The sequence below is a fragment of the Labilibaculum sp. DW002 genome (assembly GCF_029029525.1).
Classification (GTDB): domain Bacteria; phylum Bacteroidota; class Bacteroidia; order Bacteroidales; family Marinifilaceae; genus Paralabilibaculum; species Paralabilibaculum antarcticum.
On record NZ_JAKJSC010000001.1, the window covers coordinates 139145 to 163709 of the forward strand.

Consider the following 24565-nt stretch of genomic DNA (forward strand, 5'->3'; position numbering starts at 1 on the left):
TCGCTCGTTTGAGGGAATCAATGTAAAATATCCTTAACTCTGTGGCCGTTAAAATAGAACAACACGACCGAACATCCTAATAAATTCTAAGTATTTGTGATACGCAATAGCATAAGAAAATGTTCTTTTGTTTTTGAAAATCGGGTGGGGCACATCACTGTTAAGTGACTTAATTTGACTCCTAAATACTTTTGATGTTTACCTTATTTTCAAAAAAATGTTACTTATTTGGATTGCAGAAAAAAAATATAAGAAAAGGTAACTCTTATAGATGTTGCCTTTCTTGATAAAATTCTTAGATTTTCAAATGCTACCGTACGATGGTATCGTTTGGTAAATGATCTAACAAATTGTTATAAAGTTTATAAAAACGCTTTCTACTACAACTGTACGAAGCTTATAAAATCGATTTAGGAAGAATTTTCCTTGTCCAGGTTTTTAAACGCTTGTACTTATTCACTTCTAAATCGGGATTGAACTCCAATGTTGTTTCCCAGGAATTCTCAGGTTTAAACTCTTCTTCCATACCATTTAATACACCTCTCGATACTTTATCGGAATGAACAATTACAACACATTCGGTATTTAAATTTGCACTTCGAGGATCAAGATTAAACGAACCGATAACGGTTATTTTTTCATCAATTACCATCGATTTTGCATGAAGTCCAAAAATGGGTTTGTGATTTAGCTTTTCTTGCAATTCTCCAGTCATTATTTTGGTTCGCTCTGCTGCATCAGGACGAAATTCGAAGATTTGAACACCTGTGTTCAATAACTTTTTGCGATCTGTTTGGTAGCTGCTAAATGCTTCCACATTATCTGTAGAGGCTAAACTGTTGGTTAATATTCTGATTTTCACACCTCGATTAACCGCTTCTCGAAATAAATTCTTACTCAATTCAGAGGTAATTAAATAGGGTGTTTGAATAACTATAGAAGATTTGGCATTTTTAATCAAGCTAATTAAAGCCGTTGTAGAGACACCGCCACCACCTAAACCCTTTGTTCCATCATTCTTCCCTGGTGCATCGGATATGAAATGAACATTATCTACCCAAACTAAGTCACCCGATTTTTTAATGGAATTAAAGGTTGCTGGCAAATTCTCTATTCTTTTTCTTACTTGAGGCCAAAAGTTAGCTGGATTGCAGGCATATTCATGAAGTCTTTTGTATCGATCTGCCGATTGGCTGTCCGTATCTTTATTTTTAACTAAGTTTTCAATCCCTGTAGTTAGGGAGCAGTTCCAAAACTCATTAAACGATTTAGTTACTTTCCTTGATTCTTTACCCACTAATAAAATATCTCGATCTCTGAAATTATACTCATGATCGTAATCAAAATATTCATCAGCAATATTACGACCACCTGTGATTACTACTTTGCCATCTACAATAAGGGTTTTGTTGTGCATTCGTTGATTAGCTCCTCTAAAATCGGTGGTTAATTTGCCGATTTTTTGAAATAGATTCTTGCCCAAATTAATCCCAGGGTTGTAAATTTTAATGCTAATATTTTCGTGCGATGCAACGCTTAAAAGATCTTGAATGTCGGCATCGAGCATGATATCATCAACAATGATTCTGATTTTAACTCCGCGATCCGCAGCTCTTATTAAGTAATCACAAGCAATCAAGCCAACATTATCTGTAGAGAAAATGAAATATTGAATGTCAATGGTCTTCTCAGCATATTCGCTAAGCCATGCTCTGGCTACCAAAGAACCACTTCCATCTTCAAGAACATATACTCCTGTTTTTGTCTCCATCAAAGGGGCAATTTCTTCAAGTGTCTTCGATAGAGTGATCTGATCATTCCGATGAATCTTCGAACAAAAACTAGTTTCCTGTGTGGTGTTCTTCTTTTCAGCACATGATACCAATAAAATTAGGGCAAGGAGATAGTAATACTTAAACTTTAGAATGGATTCAATTTGTTTTATCATAAGTTGCGTTGCCCTTTAATTGTAAAAGTTGATAAAGATAATAAAATTGACTGTTTACTTCGAATACTGAAATACCTTTGCGACTGCATGAGTCAGGTCTTTTATTAATTGCAGGATTTAGTTTGTGAATCGTAATGGGGCATTGAGTGCTTTAGCATAGTCCCGATAGCTGCAGGATTGATTCTTTTGTGGTAATGACTACCGATCCCGATTCATCGGGAGAGATCATGCACACCCGTGAAATAATCAGTGAATAAAAGAATAGCCCGTCCGGATTTAGGACAGAGAAAATATATTATCTAACACTGAGATCACCGAGTAACTCAGAGAAGAGAAATCTTTAATGAATGTATGCAGTGATATTTTGTTTTTTTTCTCTGAGTACCACCGTGTCATCTGTGGTTAATTTCCTTATTTACTCAAAGTTCAATATGAAATCTGATATTTTAGGTAGATTCGAAATCATCATTAATCATACGAAAACTTAAAAATCAGCGTCTTTTTTTATCATCTAAATGTCTAATTCGAATACTGCAATTGAATCAGTTTATTATATTTTCCTTCAGGTAACTCCATTAAGGTTTCATGAGTACCCTGCTCTACAATCTCACCTTGTTCCAGTACAATAATTTCATCGGCTTTTCTGACGGTAGATAAACGGTGCGCAATCACAATAGATGTTCTCCCAGCCATAAGCTTCTCAAGAGCTTCCTGAACCAATTGTTCCGACTCTGAATCCAAGGAAGATGTTGCTTCATCCAAAATCAGAATTTTAGGATCCTTCAGAATAGCACGTGCAATAGCTATACGTTGACGCTGGCCTCCCGATAGTTGTGTGCCACGCTCACCTACTATGGTATCAAACCTCTCAGGAAAACGGTCGATAAATTCCAAAGCATTGGCCTTTTTAGCTGCTTCGTATATTTCCTCCTGGCTTGCACCAGGTTTCCCATAAGCTATATTTTCCCCTATACTCCCACCAAACAGAAAAATATCTTGTGGAACTAATGAAATCTGCCCCCTTAAGGCCGATAAGGGAAAATCATGACTATCATGCTCATCGAAGAACAAACTGTTCTTTGGTGGCTGGTGCAACATAAGCAAGAGAGAAGCTAAAGTACTTTTCCCAGCACCACTATGCCCCACAAGAGCAATCATTTGATTACTTTTTATGTCTAGATTGATCTTATTCAGAACATCTTGTTCCAATCGCGAAGGGTAAGCAAAGGTCAAATTATTGAAACTAATTTCTCCCTGTAGCTTAAACTTAGGATCTATTTTCTGCATTTCTTGAATTTCTTCGGGTACCTCATCGTAAATCTTAAACAAATCTTCGGTAGCCCCTATAAATTTCTGAATGCTCGTATACACATTCGCCAATCCGCTAATGGTTCCCCCTACAAAAACCGAATAAATAACAAATGAGAACAAGTCTCCGGATTGCATTTCTCCTGCTTGCAATAAACGAGAACCTTGCCATACCATAGCAGCAATGGCACCAAATAGGCCTAGAATAATAAAAGAAGAAAAGGCTCCTCTATATTTACCTCTCGTCATGCCTAAGTCGGCTATCTCCAGGGTTTTCTTTTTGTAACGATTTATCTCAACATGTTCGTTGGTAAATGCTTTTACCGATTGTATACCCTGCAAAGTCTCCTCTATAATGGTATTGGAGTCAGCCAATTTGGTTTGTACATCCTTAGAGAATTTCCGAATAAATCGACCAAAGAAACGTGCTGCGACCATGGTAGGCGGTAAAGTGATCAGCATAAAAGCCGTTAGCTTTATAGATATAATACCCAAGAGGATAATCCCGCCCGTAATAACGATAATTTGACGGATAAAATCGGCCAAAGTGCTGGTCATGGTTTCCTGAAGTAAAATAACGTCGGCTGATATTCTACTATTAAGCTCTCCCACTCGTCTTCTTTCGAAAAATTGCAAAGGCAACTTGATTAAATGACGGTAAGTAGCTTGTCGTAAGGCTGCCAATGATTTCTCTGTAACATTAACAAACAAGACAATACGAAAATAGGCAAATGTGGCTTGAGCGATCAAAACAAGGGCAATCAGAATAGCCGTTTGATTTAAAGTCTGTCCCAATGTGGTGCTATTCCCCGTGTTCACCAAATCACCCAATAGTTTTGGGAAAGCCAAACTGGCCAAACTCGAACCTAACAAAAAGAAAATACCTAAAAAATATTGTCCTCGGTAGGGTTTAATATATTTGTAAAGTCGTAATGCACTTCGTAAACCGCTTTTGTTAATTTTTCCTTTCGGAGCATTTGAAGTATCTGCTGTATGTGTTCTAGACATTCTCTTTTATACCATTTAAATTTTAAAATAATTGAGGTATAATGCCGATATACATTTATATATCATTTAGAAACGAGCGTACTAAATGGTCGTTATGAATGATAATCGGTATCACTATTTGGTATTGTTCTTAATAATACGCAAAATTGCTGAGATAATGTTTTCCATAGCTTGTTTTTAATTGGCTGACTAAGATAAAAGCGGATGCAGTCGATTAAAATATAAGAACGGGAGCTATTCTTGTCTGATATGATAGATTAATGAGGTAGACTGCAGAGTTTACTGATGGGAAATGTTCTTTTTAAAACAGGTGTTTAAGAGAAGGTTTTAAGGTTTATTTAGGGTGTTGATAAAATTTCTATTTCTTTTTCGATAAAATCAAGATTTTCAAGATCGATATTAAGCCATTTAACAGATGCAGCTAAAGTGCTGAATGTTTTGTACTGAAGTGGGGATATGTTTTCGTTTAAGGAGAAGATGATTGTTTTCGTTACATGGTCGGGTGTAGAGGTTAATAAAACAAGCCTCATTAGTCCGGTTAGTTTTAAGTTTTCGTTCACCCAATTACCATATTCCAACAACTCATTTTCTGTTAAATTCACCTTTGCTTTTCTAATGTCAACAATAAATCCAAACTTAGGATTGAAATCTTTATCATTAATAATATTACTTTTAAGCTGTTTCATCCTTTCTTTAGTAATATTATTTTGATGGTATTGAATGATTAGCCCAACATCTTTTAAAATAGAGTATTTGTAGACATCTATCATAGTTTATTTAAATTAAATTATATTTTTTTAATGACTCGGGGAAATACGATTATTATTTATTTATAGCTTGTTTTGAATGATTTAAGGGTAATGTGAATTTGAAAACACTACCTTTTCCTCTTTCACTTTCAGCCCAAATTTCACCACCATGTTTTTCCACAAATTCTTTACATAGGATCAAGCCTAAACCAGATCCTTTTTCTTCTGCTGTGCCATTAGTTGAAATATTGGTATTTGTATCAAATATCTTTTTAAGAGTTTCATTATTTATCCCAACTCCATTGTCTGAAATAGAAATTTCAATATCGTTTTGTTTGGGAATTGTTGAAATGTTAATATTTCCTCCTGGTTTTGTGAATTTTATTGAATTTGAAATAAGATTTCGTAAAATAATCTGAATCATATTTTTATCTGCATTCACTACGATATCATCTGATTTAATCTGATTTAAAGATATGTTTTTGGTGTTTGCTATTGATGTTGAGTCTTGTATTATTTCTGTAATAATTGATGACAATAGTAATTTTTGTGGCTCATAGACTATTTGTCCTGTTTGTGATTTTGCCCAGGTTAATAAATTGTCGAGCAATACAAGTGTATTTTTTGTTGTAGAATTTATTATCCCTAAGTATTCTTCCCTTTCTAAAACATCTAAATCGGTTCCATCTGTAATTAGTAATTCCGAAAACCCTAAAATACTATTAAAGGGTGTTCTTAAATCGTGTGCAATTATTGAAAAAAGTTTGTCCTTTGTAGCATTAAGTTGCATTAGGTGCTTTTGGTTTTCTTTCAGAGTTTGTTCAGCCGTTTTACGTTCAGTGATATCAAGCATAATACCAACAATTCCACAAAACTCATTATTTTCATTAATGATATTGGCCTTGTGAAATAATATATCATGAATCGTCCCGTTGGCATATTTTACCTTACTTTCATAGCTCTGATTTTTCAAATTGTCTCGTAATTCGCAATCTGCATTATAGTATCTGTCTGCAAGTTCTTTAGGCGAAATATCATAGACGCTCGAGTTTATGATTTTCGTTTTGGGCAAGCCTAGATAGTTTGCAAAAGCTTCATTACAATTTGTATAGATAAAATCTTTATTCTTAACAAATAGTGGGTTTGGAATAGTATTAATCATTTTATCTTGAATTTGTAATTCAAGCTTCAATTTGATTATTTCTTTTTCCAATTCTTGATATGTAGGAGTTTCATTGGTCATGTAATATTTGTATAATAATTTCTATAAATAGGCATAACAAATATTTGTACGGTAAGCATTGTGTTCTTGTTTGCATTTTTAGATATTTTAATAAGTAAATGCATCTGAAATGACATGCAATAGTGAGAGGGATGACATTAAGAAAGGGCAATCCTTGCGGAATGCCCTTTGTAAATTATTCACATCTATACTAATTTAAACCAGATTTAATCGAATTCAATGATTGTATCTGGCAGTTTTAGTTGAAGAGCATCAATATCTTCCTGTGTTAGATTTATAGACTCATTTAAATATAGGAACTCTAGTTTAGAAAGGTTTTCTAGTAAGGAAAGATCCCAACAATTGGTGTTGCTCAAGTTTAAATGTGTTAAACCAACTAATGATTCCAATCCTGATAATACTTTAGCTCTTGTTCCCTGTGCATGAAATTGCTTTATGCTCGTTAGGCCTCTTAAAAACTCATAACCATTATTATAAATCTGATCTGTATAAACGTAACTCATTGCAAAAAATTCAAGTTTCGTAAGTTTCTCAAAAGATGGAAATGCTTCTATTGGATTGTTACCAAGCGAAAGATATTCGAGTTCAATAAGATTAGGGATCATAGAAATATCAACGATTTTGTTCCAGCTTAGTTGAAGATTATTAATTGTAGTCATATTTTCTAGTGCTGAAATATCTACAATTTCATTACTTCCTAGCCACAATACCTCCAAATTCTCAAGTTCAGACAATTGACTAAGAGTACTAATTTTATTGGTTGTAAGGTCTAAATGCTCTAAACTTGTTAGATATTCAATACCACTAATATCTGTGATGTTTTTATCAACAGCTTCGAGCTTTGTAATTTCTGAAACTTCTCTAAGATAAATATAGCCCTCAGGCTCTCCCGAATATCTCATTGCACCTCTTACAGCTAGTTCTAAGTTTGAATCTGCAATCTCTATTGGTAATACAATATTAACAGTATAAATTGTCTGGTAATCCTGATTCTGTGCTGTTATCGTATATTCAACAGGGTTTGAGAAGTCTTGAGATTCTTCAAGTGAAGGAAGAATTGTAGCCTCTTCCGAAATTTCTAGAGTTGGGATTAATTCGCTTAGCTCAACTCCTTTTTCAGCATAAATCAAGATGGTCTTATTCTCTTCATCAATAATTGTTTCGCGATACTGGTTTTGGATGCTAAAAGATGAAATTTTACTTTCCGTATTATCAAGCATTTTCACAGTTACTTCGTAAGACTTTACTTGCCCATCTTGAGCAGTTACAGTATAATTCACCGCATCCGAAAAATCAGTAACAATACCAGTTTCTGGTAAAATAGTAGCATCAGAAGAGATTTCAACTGTAGGTACTAAGTTGGTAAGGTCCGTACCGTAAACCACCTCAGCATAAATTGTCTCGCTATCTATTGCTGCAGTTACAAAAGGATCTAATTCATTAAAAACAAAGCTCAGAATATCTCGCTCTGTATTTTTAATAACTTCTACTTCAACAGTATATGTTTGAGTTTGACCATCCTCTGCAGTAACTGTATAGGTTACGGGTTTGGAAAAATCTTGCTTCACATTAGTATTTGGAGATATCGACGCTTTGTCTGATAATTCAATGGAAGCTGCCAATTGATTTACATCAGTGCCATAAGGAACCACTAATAGAATAGAATTTCCATTTATTTCTGCATGTACATTAGGATTAAGTTGATCGAAAGAGAAAGCTAAAATATCCATTTCAGAAGATTTACGATCTTCTTTATCACATCCAGCAAGCGTTATAGAAAATAATAAAAATAACAGAATAGATAGATGGTTCATTTTATTCATAATAAATAAATTTATTTTAGTTAGTGATTTTTAATCATGTAGATTTAGAAGTAGATAGAGGTGATTTTTTCCGCTTATTTATTTCATTACATAATTTTATATTTCAAAGTTTGAATATATATAAAATGAAAAAATAAATTTAACAATGGCTTTAGTTTATACTCATTCTTAGATTGCATTATAGATGCCTCAATTTGATGCAAATTATGAATCATAAAAAAGACCATCCTTCGGGGATGGTCTTTTTTATTTTGATTGCTCGTTAGAACAATTGCTAAGGCAACTGTTTCCATGCTTCATCAGGAGCATTTTCAATATCATTTGGAACAGGCTTATCAAGCAATAACTTTACTGTTTTAGGATGGTTGGGTAGAAACAAAACAAAAAATCTCTTGCCAATCAAATTGCGATCATATGTGTCAGTTTTAGAGAAATCAGTATAGATTTTGTTTTTATACTTAAAAGTAAAGTTAACAGATGCCGCAGAGTGACGATCGTCAATTATATGAGTAATTACACCAATGGAGTAAATACCTTTTTTCGGTAACTTCTTGTATCTAATAATATCTAGACTTGCAGGTATAATTATCCAAATAAGTACAATTAATGAGATGATACCAATTACTACATTCCTGCCTATTTGAGATTCGGTCATTTTTAAGAATAAGAGTTGAACAAATATAATCTAAAAAGATTGGTGAGAAGAAATTAATATCGATGTCTGTGACAATACTTTGTACTTAATGATCTTTTAAACCATCGAGATCATCGTTTTTGTTGTAATGAATACATGCGATTCAACTTTTTTTCCTCTGTGGAACTCCTTGCTCTCAGTGGTTAATTAAGTTTTCTCACCACAGAGTTCCCCGAGTAGTAGGAGGGTATAATAAAAAAGACCATCTCTTGCGAGACAGCCTTTAATATCATAAAGCGTAAGGCTAAATAGCAATAGCTTATTTAATTTCTTCCAAAGCTTCTTTAGCAGCTTTCAATAGTGGTTGAGCCGATAAATCATTACCAGTTGCTTCAACCATCCACTGGTTAGGAGTTAAACGACCTTGCTTAAAAATTCTATCAACCTCATTCGGGAAACTCTTACCCTTAAGTTGCTCCTCTAACTGGAATTCAATCACATTACCAAAAGCATAGTTCGATAAGTATAAAGGACTATTTAGCATGTGTGAATACACAGCAAGAATTGTCTGATCTTTCATTCCATAAACAGGCGCATAAAACTCATTCCAAACCTCCTTAGCAATTTGCATCGTTGCATCACGCAATTGAGCTGCATTTGCCTCAGGATTTGCATATAACCACTTCCAAACACGGATGTCAAGAACTGATACTCCCATAATCTCGTATGCACTCCAGAATAAGTCTAACTTCTTTAAAGCATCCTTCTCTGCCGATTCAACATTTCTCTCTAAAAGAACCATATCTCTCTTCTGAAAGATGAAAGCTAATGCCTCAGTAAATGCTGTATTTGGCACACCATTCATCGTGAAATTATCAACATCATACAAAGAAATGGTTTGCTCAACATTGTGTCCAAACTCGTGAATCGCAATATTATAACCTTTATAATCCATCCCTTTTTCGCTAATACGAGTACGAAGGTGAGCCTTCTGTCCTTTTTTAGCACCACCCCAAGCGTGTCCTGATCCTCTTGCCGGATCAACAGCAATATGGTCGGCAAGGAATTTAGCTCTGGCTTTATCGTAACCAAGCTTCACCAATAAGTTAGAAAGATCTGCTTCAAGGGCAGCCGCATTAGGATATAGTTTTCTAGTCTGAGCATCAAGCTTAGATTCATCCATACCGCTACGTGCTTTAAACCCATCGTACCAAATATCGAAAGGTTCAAGATCACGACCTAATCTCTTCTTAATTAACTCACCAACTTGCTTCGTTTCTTCAGATCTTAAGAAATCAGTAAAGATTTTCTCAGTATTCTCATGAGAAATCTCTTTAGCTCCAGCATATTGTCTTTCGATGAAAGTACTCTCACCTGGATAATAAGGGTCAATCGCCTTATTTGCGTGAAAATTATTTAAAATCTGCTGATATCTCTCATTTGGCTCCGGAGTCGCTTCAATCGTTTTACCATTCTTATAAACCACGTTTGCATATGGATCCCATTCAAAGTCTCCGCTATTGATTACTTTTTCAGGAATTTCCTGAGAAATAATGCGCTGCATTACCTGATAAATAATCTTCTGCTTCTCTAGTCCGTCTTTTGAATTTGCATAGTTTGCTTTAATCTCATCACGTAGATTCCAGTGCGAAAGAAGCACCTTATCTTCTGGGAAGAAACGCTTACCAGCTTCATCTGTCAAATGCCCCACATAAATATTGTAGTCCATAATATAAACATCAGATCCTGCTGCTGCCTTATTCGCATTCTGCAACAATTCTGCAGGAACTCTAGCTGTAAAGTAATCACCTAAACGAGCGTATGCCCATTCCTGACGTGTCCATTCGCCTGCCAATTTTTCTTTCTCTTCTAAACTAAAAGGAGGAAAATTTAAAGCAATAATGAAAGCTATTTTATTCTTATAGAAATCATCTTGCCAATGTGCACCAACACTGTAAGCACCAAACTGGTTATCAATAGTATGCTGTTCGAATGTATTCAAATGAACAGGCTCTAATAAATCAAGTGTAATTTTATTAAAATGCCCCGTAATGATTTCGATATTGCGAGATATTTTATTAAAAACCAATTCGCGCTCTACAGGATCAGCAATGTAGTTTTCCTTGCAGAATGCTTCAAATTCAGCTTCCGTACCATCACTTTCGCGCCATAAGTTAGCTGCATGTTTTACCCCTTTTGCAAGAAGCGTATTGTCCTCAATAGAGTTTGTATTGGTCATATCATTAACGAGTTGACTCAGAGCATTGGTTTTAATGTTCGAAACATCAGATCCCTGTTTATCTCCGAATGACGATAAAACTAGCCATGCCGAAAACAGAATTAAAAATTTTCTCATTTTATTAGCTTTGATATTGGTTTAAATATTTGTTGCTAAAATAGGAATTTACTAATGAGTAAACAATGAGCTTTTTCATACTTTATTACTAATTCAGAAGGAATGCATGAGAAATAATAAGAGGAGATAGGCTTCTTTTTCTTTGCTTTCTGCTTTTTCCCTTTTAAGCTTTCTCCTTTCTGTAAAAAAAATGTACTTTCGCTTTAAAGATTGAATAACATGTGTTACATTTGCCGAAAATTATAATCATAAATCATGGGAAGAGCATTTGAATTTAGAAAGGCACGCAAATTTAAGCGTTGGGATAAAATGGCTAAAACCTTTACCCGAATAGGAAAAGAAATCGTAATCGCTATTAAAGAGGGCGGACCTGATCCTACATCTAATTCACGTCTTCGTGCGGTAATTCAGAATGCAAGAGCAGCTAACATGCCTAAGGAGAATGTTGAGCGTGCGATTAAGAAAGCGACATCGAAAGATCAAAAGGATTTCAAAGAAATTGTATACGAAGGGTATGCACCACATGGTATTGCTGTTTTAGTAGAAACTGCCACAGATAACCATATGCGTACTGTTGCTGATGTTCGTTCTTACTTTAGTAAGACTAAGGGTAGCTTAGGAACTACAGGTAGTGTAGAATTTATGTTTGAGCATAAGTGTCACTTTAAAATAGAGAACACAGGTCAGGATCTTGAAGAGCTGGAGTTAGAAGTTATTGATTTGGGTGTAGAAGATGTTTTTGCTGAAGAAGATGGTATCATGCTTTACGGTAATTTTCCTGACTTTGGTAAGATTCAAGCTTATTTGGAAGAAAATGAAATGGGTGTTCTTGAATCTGGTTTCGAAAGAATTCCAATGGACACTAAAGAACTTAGCGAAGATCAGGTTGCTGATGTTGAAAAGCTTCTTGATAAATTAGAAGATAATGATGACGTATTACATGTTTTCCATAACATGGCATAAATATAAAGTATAATTAATTTATATTTTGATGATATAAAGCCTGATCCTATAAATGGATCAGGCTTTTTTATTTTAATCACTTTAATAAAAAGAATTGAAGATCTTTTTTAACTTTTTTATTTTCATAAAGCCTTGTAAATGTTATAGGTGTGAGCTAATTGTGTGCAAGTCAGAATTCTTGCCTTTTGTATCTTAAGAGTTTTTATTATATTTAGATATGTAGATGAAAAATGCTTAAACACACCTATGAAATTTAATTACTTAAAATTTGAAAAGAGAGACAAAATTGGAATTTTGACTCTTGACCGCCCAAACGCCTTAAACGCCTTAAATGAGGATGTTTTTAAGGAACTTACCGGTTTCTTCAATGATAAAGAAACCATTCAAACCATTCGTGCTTTGGTAATCACCGGAGAAGGAAAGGCTTTTATTGCTGGAGCAGATATCAAAGCAATGCAAGAGTATTCCACACAAGATGGATATGACTTTTCAGAAATTGGAAAAGGAGTATTTGATCAGATCGCTAACCTGGAAATCCCTGTAATTGCAGCGATTAACGGTTTTGCCCTTGGGGGAGGGCTTGAACTCGCACTGTCTTGCGATATTCGAGTTGCTAGTGAAAAAGCCAGATTAGGATTGCCTGAGGTAAATCTTGGTTTGATTCCTGGTTTTAATGGAACTCAAAGACTACCACGTCTTGTTGGAGCAGGAAATGCGATGTATCTAATGATGCTTGGTGAAGGAATTACAGCTAATGAAGCATACCAATTAGGTATTGTTCAAAAATTAGCAAAGCCGGAATCAGTTCTTGAAGAAACAATAGAACTAGCTGAGAAAATTGCTGGGAAAAGTCCAAATGCGTTGCGTTTAATTAAAAAGATGGTTCACCAAGGAGTTGAATTGAATTTTAAGGATGCAGGTAAAATGGAATCCAAGGAATTTGGTCGCTTGTTTAAAGAGGATCAGAAAGAGCGAGAAGAAGGAATAAATGCCTTTTTAGAGAAGCGTAAGCCAAACTGGTAAAAGAAATCAAAATTTAGTGGGGAGACTTATTGTATTGATTACAATAGGCGGGTAGTGCAGATGGGTTTTTGATTTAGCTCTAATGGAAGAGGTATATCATATAACAACTAGGAAAATCAAAACTAAAAAACAATAAAGTATGGATTTTGTCCAAAAAATGGAAAACGTAAGTGTTCTGGGAGCTGCTGGTAAAATGGGTAGCGGAATTCTTGTATTGCTATCATTTGAGATGGCGAAGCTTAAATTAGGCAAGAAGGAAGATAAAGAATTTGTCTTAAATGCGATTGATGTTTCGCCAACAGCATTGGTAAACTTATTGGGATATGTAAAATCACAATTGGTAAAGCATGCAGAGAAGAATATCGTAGAATTACGAGATTGGTATAAGGAGGATGAAAAGCTTATTTCTAACGAAGATGTCATCAATCAGTTTGTAGATGATGTTATGGCAATGATTCAAACATCTACACGTATTGAAACGGCTTACAATTCGCAATTAATCTTCGAAGCAATTAAGGAAGATAAGGATCTAAAAGTGAAATTGTTTTCACAGATCAAACAAAACAATCCAGATGCCTGGTTTTTAACCAATACATCTTCAATTCCAATTGGTGGAATAGAGAAGGATGCAAATTTAACCGGAGATATAATTGGTTATCATTTCTATAATCCTCCAGTAATTCAGAAATTATTAGAGATTATTAAGACAGAGAACACCAAACCAGAATTAGCTGAGTTCTCAGTGGCTTTGGCTAAATCTATGAGAAAGATTGTAGTTCAATCAAGAGATGTTGCGGGATTTATTGGCAATGGTCATTTTATGCGTGATGCTCTTTATGCATTGAAACAAGCAGAAGAATTGGCTAAAACAGAAGGATGGGCAAAAGCATTTTTCTTAATCGATACCATCAGTCGCGATCTATTGGTTCGTCCAATGGGTATTTTTCAATTACTTGATTATGTTGGAGTAGATGTAACTCGCTTTATATTAGATAGTATGCAGCCATCGTTTCCGAATGAGACTTTATCGCATGAAGCATTGAATCAAATGCTTGATAACGAGGTGAAAGGTGGTCAATATGCCAATGGAACTCAAAAAGATGGCATTTTTAAATATGAGAAAGGAAGAATAAAAGAAGTTTATGATCTGGGTTCACAGAAATATATAGCAACGGAAAGCATCGAAATGGAATGTGCTGCAATATTAGGTGAATTACCGACTCTGAAGATATACTGGAAATCAGTTGTTCGAGATAAAAATAAGGCGGAAATATTGCAGAAGTTTTTTGAAGAATTACACCAGATAGATAGTGTAGGAGCCAATATAGCAGTTGCTTATGGTAAGAATTCAAAAGCAATTGGACAGATGTTAGCCGATACAAATGTAGCGGAATCAACATCTGATGTGAATACCGTGATGGAAACGGGATTTTTCCATGCTTATGGTCCGGTTAACGATTTTTTCTAGAAACCCACTCAAACACTAACAATGAAAACTTTACGCAAAAAAATATTTATGGTAGCCGGTTACAACACCATTTCTATGGGAACTGGTAGGAAAGAATTTCATCCTAAAAAGCCTCGTCCAGATATGGAGCATTATATCAAAGAGGCGGGACAAGCAACGCTTGGAATGATTGGTGGAGCAGCTAATGTTGATGAGGGAGTTATCGGAAACTTTATGGCTTCTCGATTTAATAATCAGGCAAACTTACCAGCATTTCTTCCAATGGTTGATGAGGGTTTAAAATACAAGCCTGCAATTAGCGTTGAAGGTGCTTGTGCATCAGGTGGATTGGCGCTAGCAACCGGTATTAAATCGATTTTGGCTGAAACGGCAGATGTTGTCTTGGCAATTGGTTTTGAGGTTCAGAATACAATGAAAGCAATGTATGGTGCTGATGTTTTGGCAGGTGCAGGTTGGATGAAAACCAGAAAAGAGGGACATGCATATTATTTCCCTGGCGTTTTTAGCGATCGTGCAGGTGCCTATTACGAAAAGTATGGTAAAGAAACCACTCGTAAGGCTATGGCTAAATGGTATTGCAATGCCATTGAGAATGCTCGCTTGTGCAAGACAGCCCAGGAATTTCACAATAAGAACAAGGATTTGGAAGCTACGGCAAACGCTCCAATGAATCCAAGAGCTTTTGTTGAGAATTTGAACTACTTCGACTGCTCTAAAGTATCAGATGGTGCATCAGCAATTGCAATTGTTTCAGAGGAAGGATTAAAGAAGATTGGTGTAGAACCAAAAGATGCAGTTGAAGTCCTAGGTTTTGGTCAAGCTACAGCTGATATTACTGCCAAACCAGAAGTGCCAACTAAATTAACAACGACCCAAAAAGCAACAGAGAAGGCTATGCTAATGGCTGGAATTACTGTTGATGATATTGGAACCGTTGAGGCTCATGATTGTTTTTCCATTGCTGGAATTATGGCAACAGAGGCAATTGGATTTGCCGAAGAAGGAAAAGGTCCTGAGTTCGTGTTAGAAGGAAATACGGCAAGATGCGGTAAGGTGCCATTCAATACAACCGGGGGACTGATTGGCTGGGGGCATCCAACAGGGGCAACTGGTGTACATCAGGCTGTAACCGTATGGGAACAATTAACTGGTAAAGCGGGTGATGCACAGATTGAAATAAGTGCAGACAGACCGTATGCTCTTAGTATCAATATGGGAGGAGACGATAAATCGTTAGTAGCAATTGTTTACAAAAGAGGAGAATAATTAAAAGAATGAGATAATCATTATATAAAAAAAGCTAGTGGCTCTAGGTAGCCGCTAGCTAAATATCACACCTAAAAAGTTAATACTATGAATTTTGAACTCACCGAAGAACAAGAGATGATTCGAGATGCAGCACGTGATTTTGCTCAACGTGAATTATTACCAGGAGTTATTGAACGTGACGAAAATGCAATTTATCCTAAAGAACAAGTTAAGCGATTAGGAGAATTAGGTTTTCTTGGCATGCTCGTTGGAACAGAATATGACGGTGGAGGTATGGATACCGTATCCTATGTTCTTGCAATGGAAGAAATTTCTAAGGTTGATGCTTCAGTATCTGTTATTATGTCTGTGAATAACTCTTTGGTTTGCTGGGGAGTTCAAAAATATGGTAGCGAGGCGCAGAAAGAAGAGTTTTTAAAGCCAATGGCCAGGGGGGATAAAATTGGAGCTTTCCTTCTTTCCGAACCGGAAGCCGGATCGGATGCTACTTCTCAAAGAACAACAGCTGTTGATATGGGAGACCATTATTTAGTAAATGGAATCAAGAATTGGATAACATCAGGTGGAACGGCTTCAACTTACCTGCTTATTGCGCATACACATCCAGAGAAAAAACACCATGGTATTAATGCTTTCCTGATAGATTCAAACTTGGAAGGAATTAGTGTTGGCCCACATGAGAATAAAATGGGAATGCGTGCCTCTGATACGCATTCTGTGATGTTTAATAATGTAAAGATCCCTAAGGAGAATCGTTTGGGAGAAGATGGACAAGGCTTTAAAATCGCCATGAAATCACTTGAAGGTGGTCGTATTGGTATTGCGTCTCAAGCTTTAGGACTTGCCTCTGGTGCTTACGAATTAGCATTGCAATATGCTCAGGAACGAAAGACCTTCGGAAAAGAAATTATCAAACATCAGGCTATTGCTTTTAAACTTGCTGATATGGCAGTTGAAATTGAAGCAGCACGATATTTTTGTTTAAAAGCAGCTTGGTTAAAGGATCAGGGAAAACCATACGGACAGGCCAGTGCTATGGCTAAGCTTTATGCCGCAGAAACCGCAATGAAAGTTACGACTGAAGCTGTTCAAATTCATGGAGGAAATGGCTATGTGAAAGAGTACCATGTAGAACGCTTGATGCGTGAAGCCAAATTAACTCAGATTTATGAAGGAACCTCGGAGATACAAAAAATTGTTATTTCAAGGGGTTTAATGGATTGATAATTGAAATTGAGAAAGTTTTATATAGTTGATCTGTAGGTTTTAAGATCGACTTATCTAAATAAATAGAATACTATAAATAACTGATACTTAAATTAAACGCTATATGAAGATACTGGTTTGTATAAGTAACGTACCGGATACCACAACTAAGGTGAAGTTTAAGGAAGACAATACCTTATTTGATGATTCAGGGATTCAATGGATCATTAATCCATGGGATGAATTGGCTCTTACAAGAGCTTTGGAATTGAAAGAGAACGCTGGTAATTCGGTTGATGAGGTTTGTGTAATAAACGTTGGAAGTGCACAAACAGATGCAACATTAAGAAAGGCTTTAGCAATTGGAGCCGATAAAGCAATACGAATTGATGCATGTGCAGGAGATGCTTATTATGTAGCAGGTCAAATTGCAGAATATCTTAAAGAAAATCCATTTGATATCGTTTTTAGTGGGATTGAATCTAGTGATTACAATGGCTCTTCTGTTGGTGCCATGATTGCTGAGTTTATGGATTATCCAGGAATATCATCGGTAACTCATATTGATCTTGACGATGATGAGATTGTATTGCATCGTGCCATTCCAGGTGGAAAACAAAAAATAAAGACAGAAGCTCCTTTTGTTGCGGTTGTGCAAAAGGGAATTACAAATGAGCCAAGAATTCCGGCAATGCGTGGCATTATGATGGCTCGAAAGAAACCATTAGAGGTAAAACCAGCTGCTGAAATCGAAATGTTAACCAAGTCTGTAAAATTCGAGCTTCCAGAAGCGAAAGGAGCTTGTAAAATGATTGATGCAGAACAAGCGGAGCAGTTAGTTGGGTTTCTAAAAAATGAAGCTAAGGTATTGTAATTCAAAAAAAACTAAAAAAATAGCCTATGTCAGTAATAGCATTTGCCAAAAATTGGAACGGAAAATTTAAGGGTTCTACATATGAATTGGTTTCCTATTCAAAGAAGCTAGCTAGTGACCTAAGTGTTGGTCTAGTTGTCGTTTCTATCGGAGAGATAGCTGAAGAGGAACTTAAAAGTTTAGGGAAATATGGGGCAGACAGAATTATTTCTGTTAACGATCCTAAAATGAATATATTAACAAGTCGCGTTTATGCCGATGTACTTACAAAAATCTCTGAAAAGGAGAATGCAAGTGTCGTTGTCTTAAACGATAACAATAGTGGAAAAGCAATTGCACCTAGAATTTCGGTAAAAATGAAAGCTGGAATGGTTGCTGCTGTTCAAGAATTACCTGTTTCTCTCGACCCTTTTATTGTGAAGAAGAGAGTGTTTTCAGGAAAAGCATTTGGACATGTACAGATTGATTCACCCCAAAAAGTGATTACGATCGCTAAAAATTGTTTTGGTTTAGTTGAGATTCCAGTGGAATCCGTGGTAGAAGAATATATTCCAGAAGTTGATACGGCACTATTCAAAGTTCAGGTGTTGGAAGAAGAAGAGCAGAAGAATAAAGTAATTCTTTCGGATGCTGATATCGTGATTTCTGCAGGTAGAGGAATGAGGAGTCCTGATAATTGGGGACCAGTGGAAGATCTTGCAGAAGTTTTGAATGCAGCAACAGCTTGTTCTCGTCCAGTTTCGGATGAAGGATGGCGTGGTCATGAAGAGCATGTTGGACAAACAGGAAAAGTAATTGCACCAAATTTATACATCGCCGCAGGTATTTCAGGCGCGATACAGCATGTTGCAGGTATTAGTCGAAGCAAGTGCATTGTTGCCATCAATACAGACCCTGAAGCACCTATTTTCGGAGTTGCTGATTATGGAATTATTGGTGATGCTATGGAAATCTTACCAAGATTAACAGAAGCGTTTCGAAATTCAAAATCTTGAGGTAAGTATCAAGTAAAAAGTATCAAGAAACAAGAATTCTTGGTACTTGAAACTTGCTACTTCTTGACTTTTGCTCAGTGTTAAATACTAACATCATAAATTGTAAGTGAATTCTTAATATCTAGAATATGACCAAACAGATTCTCTTTATCATCGCATTGTTGATCACGCTTGGCGTCTTTGCCTATTCGGTAAGGCGATTGTGGTCATTTTTCAAATTGACCAAGCCATCTTATCCAATTCGAAACATTGGTGCTCGAATTTCACACACTTTAAATGTGGCTTTCGGACAAACGAAAATCTTTCGTAAACCAGTGATTGGTTTGATGCATGCATTGGTTTTTTGGGGCTTTCTTGTGATTACATTGGGAAGCGTTGAAATGGTTGTTGATGGTGTATCAGGAGTTGATAGAGCATTTGCTTTTACCGGATGGTTTTATGATGTGGTAATGGCCTCTGGTGATGTTTTTGCTTTGTTAATCATTATTTTTATCAAGCTTTTTAGCATTCGCAGAATGTTCATGAATGTTAAACGCTTTTCTGGCGTGGAGATGACTCCAAAAGCAAATTGGGATGCTCAATTGTCCTTGTTTTTTATTGGATTCTTGATGGTTTCCTTGATTTGTTTCAATATGGGATACATTAGTAATCATCCAAATGGATACGAAGGTGTTTACCCAGTTTCTGCTACTTTGGTTGATTTATTTGGCTGGAATTTTGGCTGGTTGCAAGAGCCAGGTTGGTGGATTCATATTTTATTGATATTCACATTTGCGAATTACTTACCGTATTCTAAGCATTTCCATGTGTTTTTATCCATACCGAATGTATTCCTAGCTAATCTGGAACCAATTACAAAGTATCCAAACTTAGAAAGCATTACTCGTGAAGTAAAATTGATGTTAGATCCAGAAGCAGCTTATGATGAGAATGCTGAGGTAGCTCGTTTTGGAGTAAAAGATGTGGAAGACATAAGCTGGAAAAACTATATGGATTCGCTGTCATGTACGCAATGTGGCCGTTGTACGGATGTTTGTCCTGCAAATATTACGGGTAAGCTATTATCTCCAAGAAAGATTTTTGTTGATGTCAGAAAACGAATGGATGAGAAAGGGCCATTAGCAGCATTGGGAAAAGAGGATAGCAAATCACTTTTACGAGATTACATTACCGAAGAAGAAATTTGGGCTTGTACAACTTGCAATGCCTGTGTTCAGGAATGTCCAATTGATATCAGCCATCCGAATTTAATCATGGATATGAGAAGATATTTAGTGATGGAAGAAGCTTCGGCACCGGCAGAATTAAATACCATGTTTACTAATATCGAAAACAACGGTGCTCCATGGCAATTCTCTCCTGAAGATAGAATGAAATGGACAGAAGAATAAATTGTAAGTTTTTATAGATAACAAGTGTAAAGACGTATTGCAATACGTCTCAACTAGAAATAAAAATAAATGACAGATATAAAACTACAAGTACCTGTAATGGCTGATGTTGTCGCAAAAGGCGAAACACCTGAATATTTGTATTGGGTTGGCTGTGCAGGAGCATTCGATGATAGATATCAAAAAGTAGCACGAGCTTTTGCTAAAATTTTAAATCATCTTGGTGTGACTTATGCAGTTTTGGGTAAAGAGGAAAGCTGTACTGGTGATGCTGCCAAAAGAGCTGGAAACGAAATGCTTTTTCAGATGCAAGCCATGCAAAATATTGAAATCTTGAACGGATATGAGGTAAAGAAGATCATTTGCACTTGTCCGCATTGCTACAATACACTAAAAAATGAATATCCAGAATTGGGTGGTAATTACGATGTGATCAATTACACCGTCTTCTTGGATGAAATGATTCGTACTGGGAAGTTAGATTTGGGAAACAATCCATTCAAAGGAGAAACCATTACTTATCACGATCCATGCTATTTGGGAAGAGGAAATGACATTTACGATGCACCGAGAAATGTTGTGAAGGCAGTTTTCGGAGAAGTAAAGGAGATGAAGCGAGCAAGAAGTTTTGCTTTGTGTTGTGGTGCTGGAGGTGCTCAAATGTTCAAAGAGGCCGAAAAAGGAGACAAGGAAGTGAATATTGAGCGTACGGAAGAGGTGATGGATACAAAAGTAGATAAAGTAGCTTCTGCATGTCCGTTTTGCATGACCATGTTGACGGATGGTATCAAGCTGAAAAATCAAGAGGAGAGTTTACAGAATTTAGATGTGGCAGAAATTATAGAGAAAGCGTTGGAATTGTAGAACTAAATCAAGGGGGATGACAGAAAATACAGCATATAAGCTGAAAAATACGGTTCGAATTGTAACGGCAACTTCTCTTTTCGATGGCCATGATGCTTCGATAAATATCATGCGACGTATTATTCAGGCATCGGGAGCGGAAGTAATCCATTTGGGACACAATCGTTCTGCAGAAGAAATTGTGGATTGTGCCATTCAGGAAGATGCACAGGCAATTGCAATTAGTTCCTATCAAGGTGGACACAATGAGTTTTTCAAATACATGTATGATCTACTGCAAGAGAAAAATGCTAGTCACATACAGATATTTGGAGGTGGTGGAGGTGTTATACTTCCCGCTGAAATTAAGGAATTAGAGGAATATGGCATAGCTGGGCTTTACTCTCCTGATGATGGAAGGAATTTGGGCTTGCAAGGAATGATAAATGAAGTTCTTCAAAAGTCTGATTTTGAATTCGAAAATTCAGAACTTCCTAAAATAAAAGAACTTAATGATGGTAATGTAAACTTATTATCGAGGTTGATTACATTAGCGGAACAGGATGAATTACAAAATACTGATCTGTTTGTAGAACTTAAAAATAAGGCTGAAATCAGTAATATTCCTGTTGTTGGAATCACTGGAACTGGTGGTGCAGGTAAATCTTCACTTACGGATGAACTGATTCGAAGAATTCAAATTGATTACCCTGAATTGAAGCTTGCTATTTTATCTGTAGATCCATCGAGAAAGAAGAGTGGTGGAGCTTTGTTAGGTGATAGAATTCGAATGAATGCCATCAATCATCCAAATATTTATTTGCGTTCATTGGCAACAAGAAGAGCAAATTTAGCCTTATCCAAACATGTAGGTGATGCTTTGATCTTGATGAAGGCTGCAGGATTTGATTGTATTTTTCTGGAAAGTTCAGGAATTGGGCAATCGGATACGGAGATTGTTGATTACAGCGATGTGAAATTGTATGTTATGACTCCTGAATTTGGTGCTGCAACTCAATTGGAGAAGATCGACATGCTTGATTTTGCTGATTTGATTGCCATTAACAAGTTTGACAAACAAGGAGCACAAGATGCCTTACGTGATGTGAAAAAGCAATATCAACGAAATAATCTTCTCTGGGAGCAAAATCCAGACGATATGCCAGTTTATGGGACAGTTGCTTCTCAATTCAACGATCATGGCGTAAATGAGCTCTATCATGCCTTAATTGAGTTTTTATCTGCAAACAAAGAGACTGCATTTGCAAAGAATGGGAAACCACTTCTGGAAGCCAGTCAAAAGATAGAAATTGTACCTCCAGCAAGAGTAAGATACCTTTCGGAGATAGCTGAGACTGTCCGCAGATACAATCGAAAGGCAGAAGAACAGTCTGAAATAGCTGATCAATTGTATGCTTTAAATAAAGTGAGTAAAGCACTTAAAGAAGAAGGTGTTAAGGAGGTTTTATTAAAAGAATATTCTAGTCTATCTAAAGGCTTTAAACATCAGGATGTTATTGACTCTTGGGAAGATAAAAAGAAAAGATACAAGGCTGATATTTTCTCCTATAAGGTGAGAGGTAAAGAGCTAAAGGTAGACACCCATTTCGAAACTTTATCTCATTCTCGCATTCCTAAAATTGTTCTGCCCAATTACAAATCATGGGGCGATATTCTTAAATGGAATTTGAGAGAAAATGTACCTGGAGAGTTTCCATATGCTGCAGGTGTTTTCCCATTTAAGAGAGAAGATGAGGACCCAACTCGCATGTTTGCTGGTGAAGGAGGCCCCGAAAGAACAAATAAACGTTTTCATTACTTGTCGAAAGGCATGCCGGCTGTTCGATTATCTACAGCTTTTGATTCTGTAACTCTTTACGGAGAAGATCCGCATGAGCGACCTGATATTTATGGTAAAATTGGTAATGCCGGTGTTTCAATAGCTAGTTTGGATGATGCTAAGAAATTGTATTCGGGTTTCGACTTGGTTTCGAATAAGACATCAGTTTCTATGACTATTAATGGCCCTTCCGCTGCAATGGTAGCCTATTTCATGAATGCTGCTATCGATCAACAATGTGAGATGTATATCCGAGAAAATGGATTGGAAGAAGAGGTTAAAGTAAAGATTGAAGAGATTTACGCTGGGCGAGACAGGGTAGTGTATGTAGGCAATTTACCAAAAGAAAATAATGGTCTGGGATTGATGTTGTTGGGACTTACTGGTGATCAGGTTTTACCGCATGAAGTTTATCAGAAAATTAAGACAGAAACCATTTGTAAGATAAGGGGAACGGTTCAGGCTGATATTCTAAAGGAGGATCAAGCTCAGAACACTTGCATTTTCTCTACAGATTTTTCTTTAAAATTGATGGGGGATATTCAAGCCTATTTTATTGATAATGAGGTTCGAAATTTTTATTCGGTTTCTATTTCGGGATATCATATTGCCGAAGCTGGGGCTAATCCGATTAGCCAACTGGCTTTTACTTTGTCGAATGGCTTTACTTACGTGGAGTATTATTTATCAAGAGGGATGAATATTAATGATTTTGCTCCAAACCTGTCTTTTTTCTTTTCGAATGGTATAGATGCAGAATATGCCGTTTTAGGACGTGTTGCTCGTTTGATATGGGCAAAGGCCATGAAATATAAATACGGGGCTAATGAGCGCTCTCAGAAGCTTAAATACCATATTCAAACCTCAGGACGATCCTTGCATGCACAAGAAATGGATTTTAATGATATCAGAACCACTTTGCAAGCATTATATGCGATTTATGACAATTGCAATTCACTCCATACGAATGCTTACGACGAAGCACTAACGACACCAACGGAGGAGTCTGTTCGTCGAGCTATGGCAATTCAGTTGATTATCAATCGTGAATTAGGTTTGGCTATAAATCAAAATCCTATGCAAGGTTCTTTTATTATCGAGGAATTGACTGATCTGGTTGAAGAAGCTGTATTGCTCGAATTTGATCGGATTACAGAGCGGGGTGGTGTATTGGGAGCGATGGAAACCATGTATCAGCGCAATAAGATTCAATCTGAATCATTACAATACGAAAGTTTGAAGCACAATGGTGGCTTGCCAATAGTTGGCGTGAATACTTTCTTGAGTAAGAAAGGTTCGCCAACAGTACAACCTAAGGAGGTGATTCGTTCTGATGAAGAAGAAAAGGTAAATCAAGTCAAATTCAAGGAGTTGGTGCAAGAGAATAACAAGGATAAGTCGGTTAAAGCTTTACTTGAACTTAAAGAAACGGCTTTGAAGAATGAAAACGTGTTTGCTGCATTAATGGAGGTGTGTAAGTACTGCACCTTAGGACAAATTACCAATGCATTGTACGAAGTTGGTGGTCAATACAGAAGAAATATGTAACTTAATATTACGCTAAGTAACCTAAAATGAAAAAATAGTTTTTTCTATTTTTTTAGATGTAAAAAAGAATAAAAGA

17 protein-coding genes are annotated in these 24565 nt (G+C 36.2%); 10 read left to right on the forward strand and 7 right to left on the reverse strand.

Going from position 1 to position 24565, the window contains the following annotated elements:
- Nucleotides 1–397: 397 nt before the first annotated feature.
- From L3049_RS00595 to L3049_RS00625, 7 genes are all read right to left on the reverse strand, one after another.
- Nucleotides 398–1948, reverse strand: a complete 1551-nt coding sequence (locus L3049_RS00595; protein ID WP_275107827.1) for a phospholipase D family protein — start codon at nucleotides 1946–1948, stop codon at nucleotides 398–400.
- Nucleotides 1949–2467: 519 nt separating this feature from the next.
- Nucleotides 2468–4264, reverse strand: coding sequence for an ABC transporter ATP-binding protein (locus L3049_RS00600; protein WP_275107828.1), 1797 nt, complete (start codon nucleotides 4262–4264; stop codon nucleotides 2468–2470).
- 338 nt (nucleotides 4265–4602) lie between these two features.
- Nucleotides 4603–5034: a hypothetical protein gene (locus L3049_RS00605; protein WP_275107829.1), complete on the reverse strand. Its 432-nt coding sequence runs from the start codon at nucleotides 5032–5034 to the stop codon at nucleotides 4603–4605.
- Between the two features lie 52 nt (nucleotides 5035–5086).
- Nucleotides 5087–6256, reverse strand: a complete 1170-nt coding sequence (locus L3049_RS00610) for a PAS domain-containing sensor histidine kinase (RefSeq protein ID WP_275107830.1) — start codon at nucleotides 6254–6256, stop codon at nucleotides 5087–5089.
- 206 nt (nucleotides 6257–6462) lie between these two features.
- Complete coding sequence (locus L3049_RS00615) at nucleotides 6463–8079, reverse strand: DUF5018 domain-containing protein (protein WP_275107831.1); 1617 nt, start codon at nucleotides 8077–8079, stop codon at nucleotides 6463–6465.
- Between the two features lie 274 nt (nucleotides 8080–8353).
- Nucleotides 8354–8734 carry a hypothetical protein gene (locus L3049_RS00620; RefSeq protein ID WP_275107832.1) on the reverse strand — a complete coding sequence of 127 codons (381 nt, stop codon included), beginning with the start codon at nucleotides 8732–8734 and terminating at the stop codon, nucleotides 8354–8356.
- Nucleotides 8735–9032: 298 nt separating this feature from the next.
- Nucleotides 9033–11069 (reverse strand): gluzincin family metallopeptidase, encoded by a 2037-nt coding sequence (locus L3049_RS00625; RefSeq protein ID WP_275107833.1) that lies wholly within the window; start codon nucleotides 11067–11069, stop codon nucleotides 9033–9035.
- 255 nt (nucleotides 11070–11324) lie between these two features.
- On the opposite strand from L3049_RS00625, the gene L3049_RS00630 reads away from it, so the two are divergent.
- The 10 genes from L3049_RS00630 (at nucleotide 11325) to L3049_RS00675 (ending at nucleotide 24489) form a co-directional block, all read left to right on the forward strand.
- The gene (locus L3049_RS00630; RefSeq protein WP_275107834.1) at nucleotides 11325–12032 is read left to right on the forward strand and encodes a YebC/PmpR family DNA-binding transcriptional regulator; all 708 of its coding nucleotides are present in this window, start codon (nucleotides 11325–11327) and stop codon (nucleotides 12030–12032) included.
- A 246-nt stretch (nucleotides 12033–12278) separates the two neighbouring features.
- Nucleotides 12279–13055 (forward strand): enoyl-CoA hydratase/isomerase family protein, encoded by a 777-nt coding sequence (locus tag L3049_RS00635; RefSeq protein WP_275107835.1) that lies wholly within the window; start codon nucleotides 12279–12281, stop codon nucleotides 13053–13055.
- Nucleotides 13056–13212: 157 nt separating this feature from the next.
- Nucleotides 13213–14523 (forward strand): 3-hydroxyacyl-CoA dehydrogenase family protein, encoded by a 1311-nt coding sequence (locus L3049_RS00640; protein WP_275107836.1) that lies wholly within the window; start codon nucleotides 13213–13215, stop codon nucleotides 14521–14523.
- A gap of 21 nt (nucleotides 14524–14544) precedes the next feature.
- Complete coding sequence (locus tag L3049_RS00645; RefSeq protein ID WP_275107837.1) at nucleotides 14545–15789, forward strand: thiolase C-terminal domain-containing protein; 1245 nt, start codon at nucleotides 14545–14547, stop codon at nucleotides 15787–15789.
- An 87-nt stretch (nucleotides 15790–15876) separates the two neighbouring features.
- Nucleotides 15877–17016: an acyl-CoA dehydrogenase gene (locus tag L3049_RS00650; protein WP_275107838.1), complete on the forward strand. Its 1140-nt coding sequence runs from the start codon at nucleotides 15877–15879 to the stop codon at nucleotides 17014–17016.
- A gap of 106 nt (nucleotides 17017–17122) precedes the next feature.
- A complete protein-coding gene (locus tag L3049_RS00655) occupies nucleotides 17123–17872 on the forward strand; it encodes an electron transfer flavoprotein subunit beta/FixA family protein (RefSeq protein WP_275107839.1) in 750 nt (249 codons plus the stop codon).
- A 26-nt stretch (nucleotides 17873–17898) separates the two neighbouring features.
- The gene (locus L3049_RS00660) at nucleotides 17899–18867 is read left to right on the forward strand and encodes an electron transfer flavoprotein subunit alpha/FixB family protein (RefSeq protein ID WP_275107840.1); all 969 of its coding nucleotides are present in this window, start codon (nucleotides 17899–17901) and stop codon (nucleotides 18865–18867) included.
- 128 nt (nucleotides 18868–18995) lie between these two features.
- Nucleotides 18996–20258, forward strand: coding sequence for a 4Fe-4S dicluster domain-containing protein (locus L3049_RS00665; protein ID WP_275107841.1), 1263 nt, complete (start codon nucleotides 18996–18998; stop codon nucleotides 20256–20258).
- A 69-nt stretch (nucleotides 20259–20327) separates the two neighbouring features.
- Nucleotides 20328–21122, forward strand: a complete 795-nt coding sequence (locus L3049_RS00670) for a (Fe-S)-binding protein (protein WP_275107842.1) — start codon at nucleotides 20328–20330, stop codon at nucleotides 21120–21122.
- Nucleotides 21123–21138: 16 nt separating this feature from the next.
- Nucleotides 21139–24489 carry a methylmalonyl-CoA mutase family protein gene (locus L3049_RS00675; RefSeq protein ID WP_275107843.1) on the forward strand — a complete coding sequence of 1117 codons (3351 nt, stop codon included), beginning with the start codon at nucleotides 21139–21141 and terminating at the stop codon, nucleotides 24487–24489.
- The last annotated feature ends 76 nt before the right edge of the window (nucleotides 24490–24565 follow it).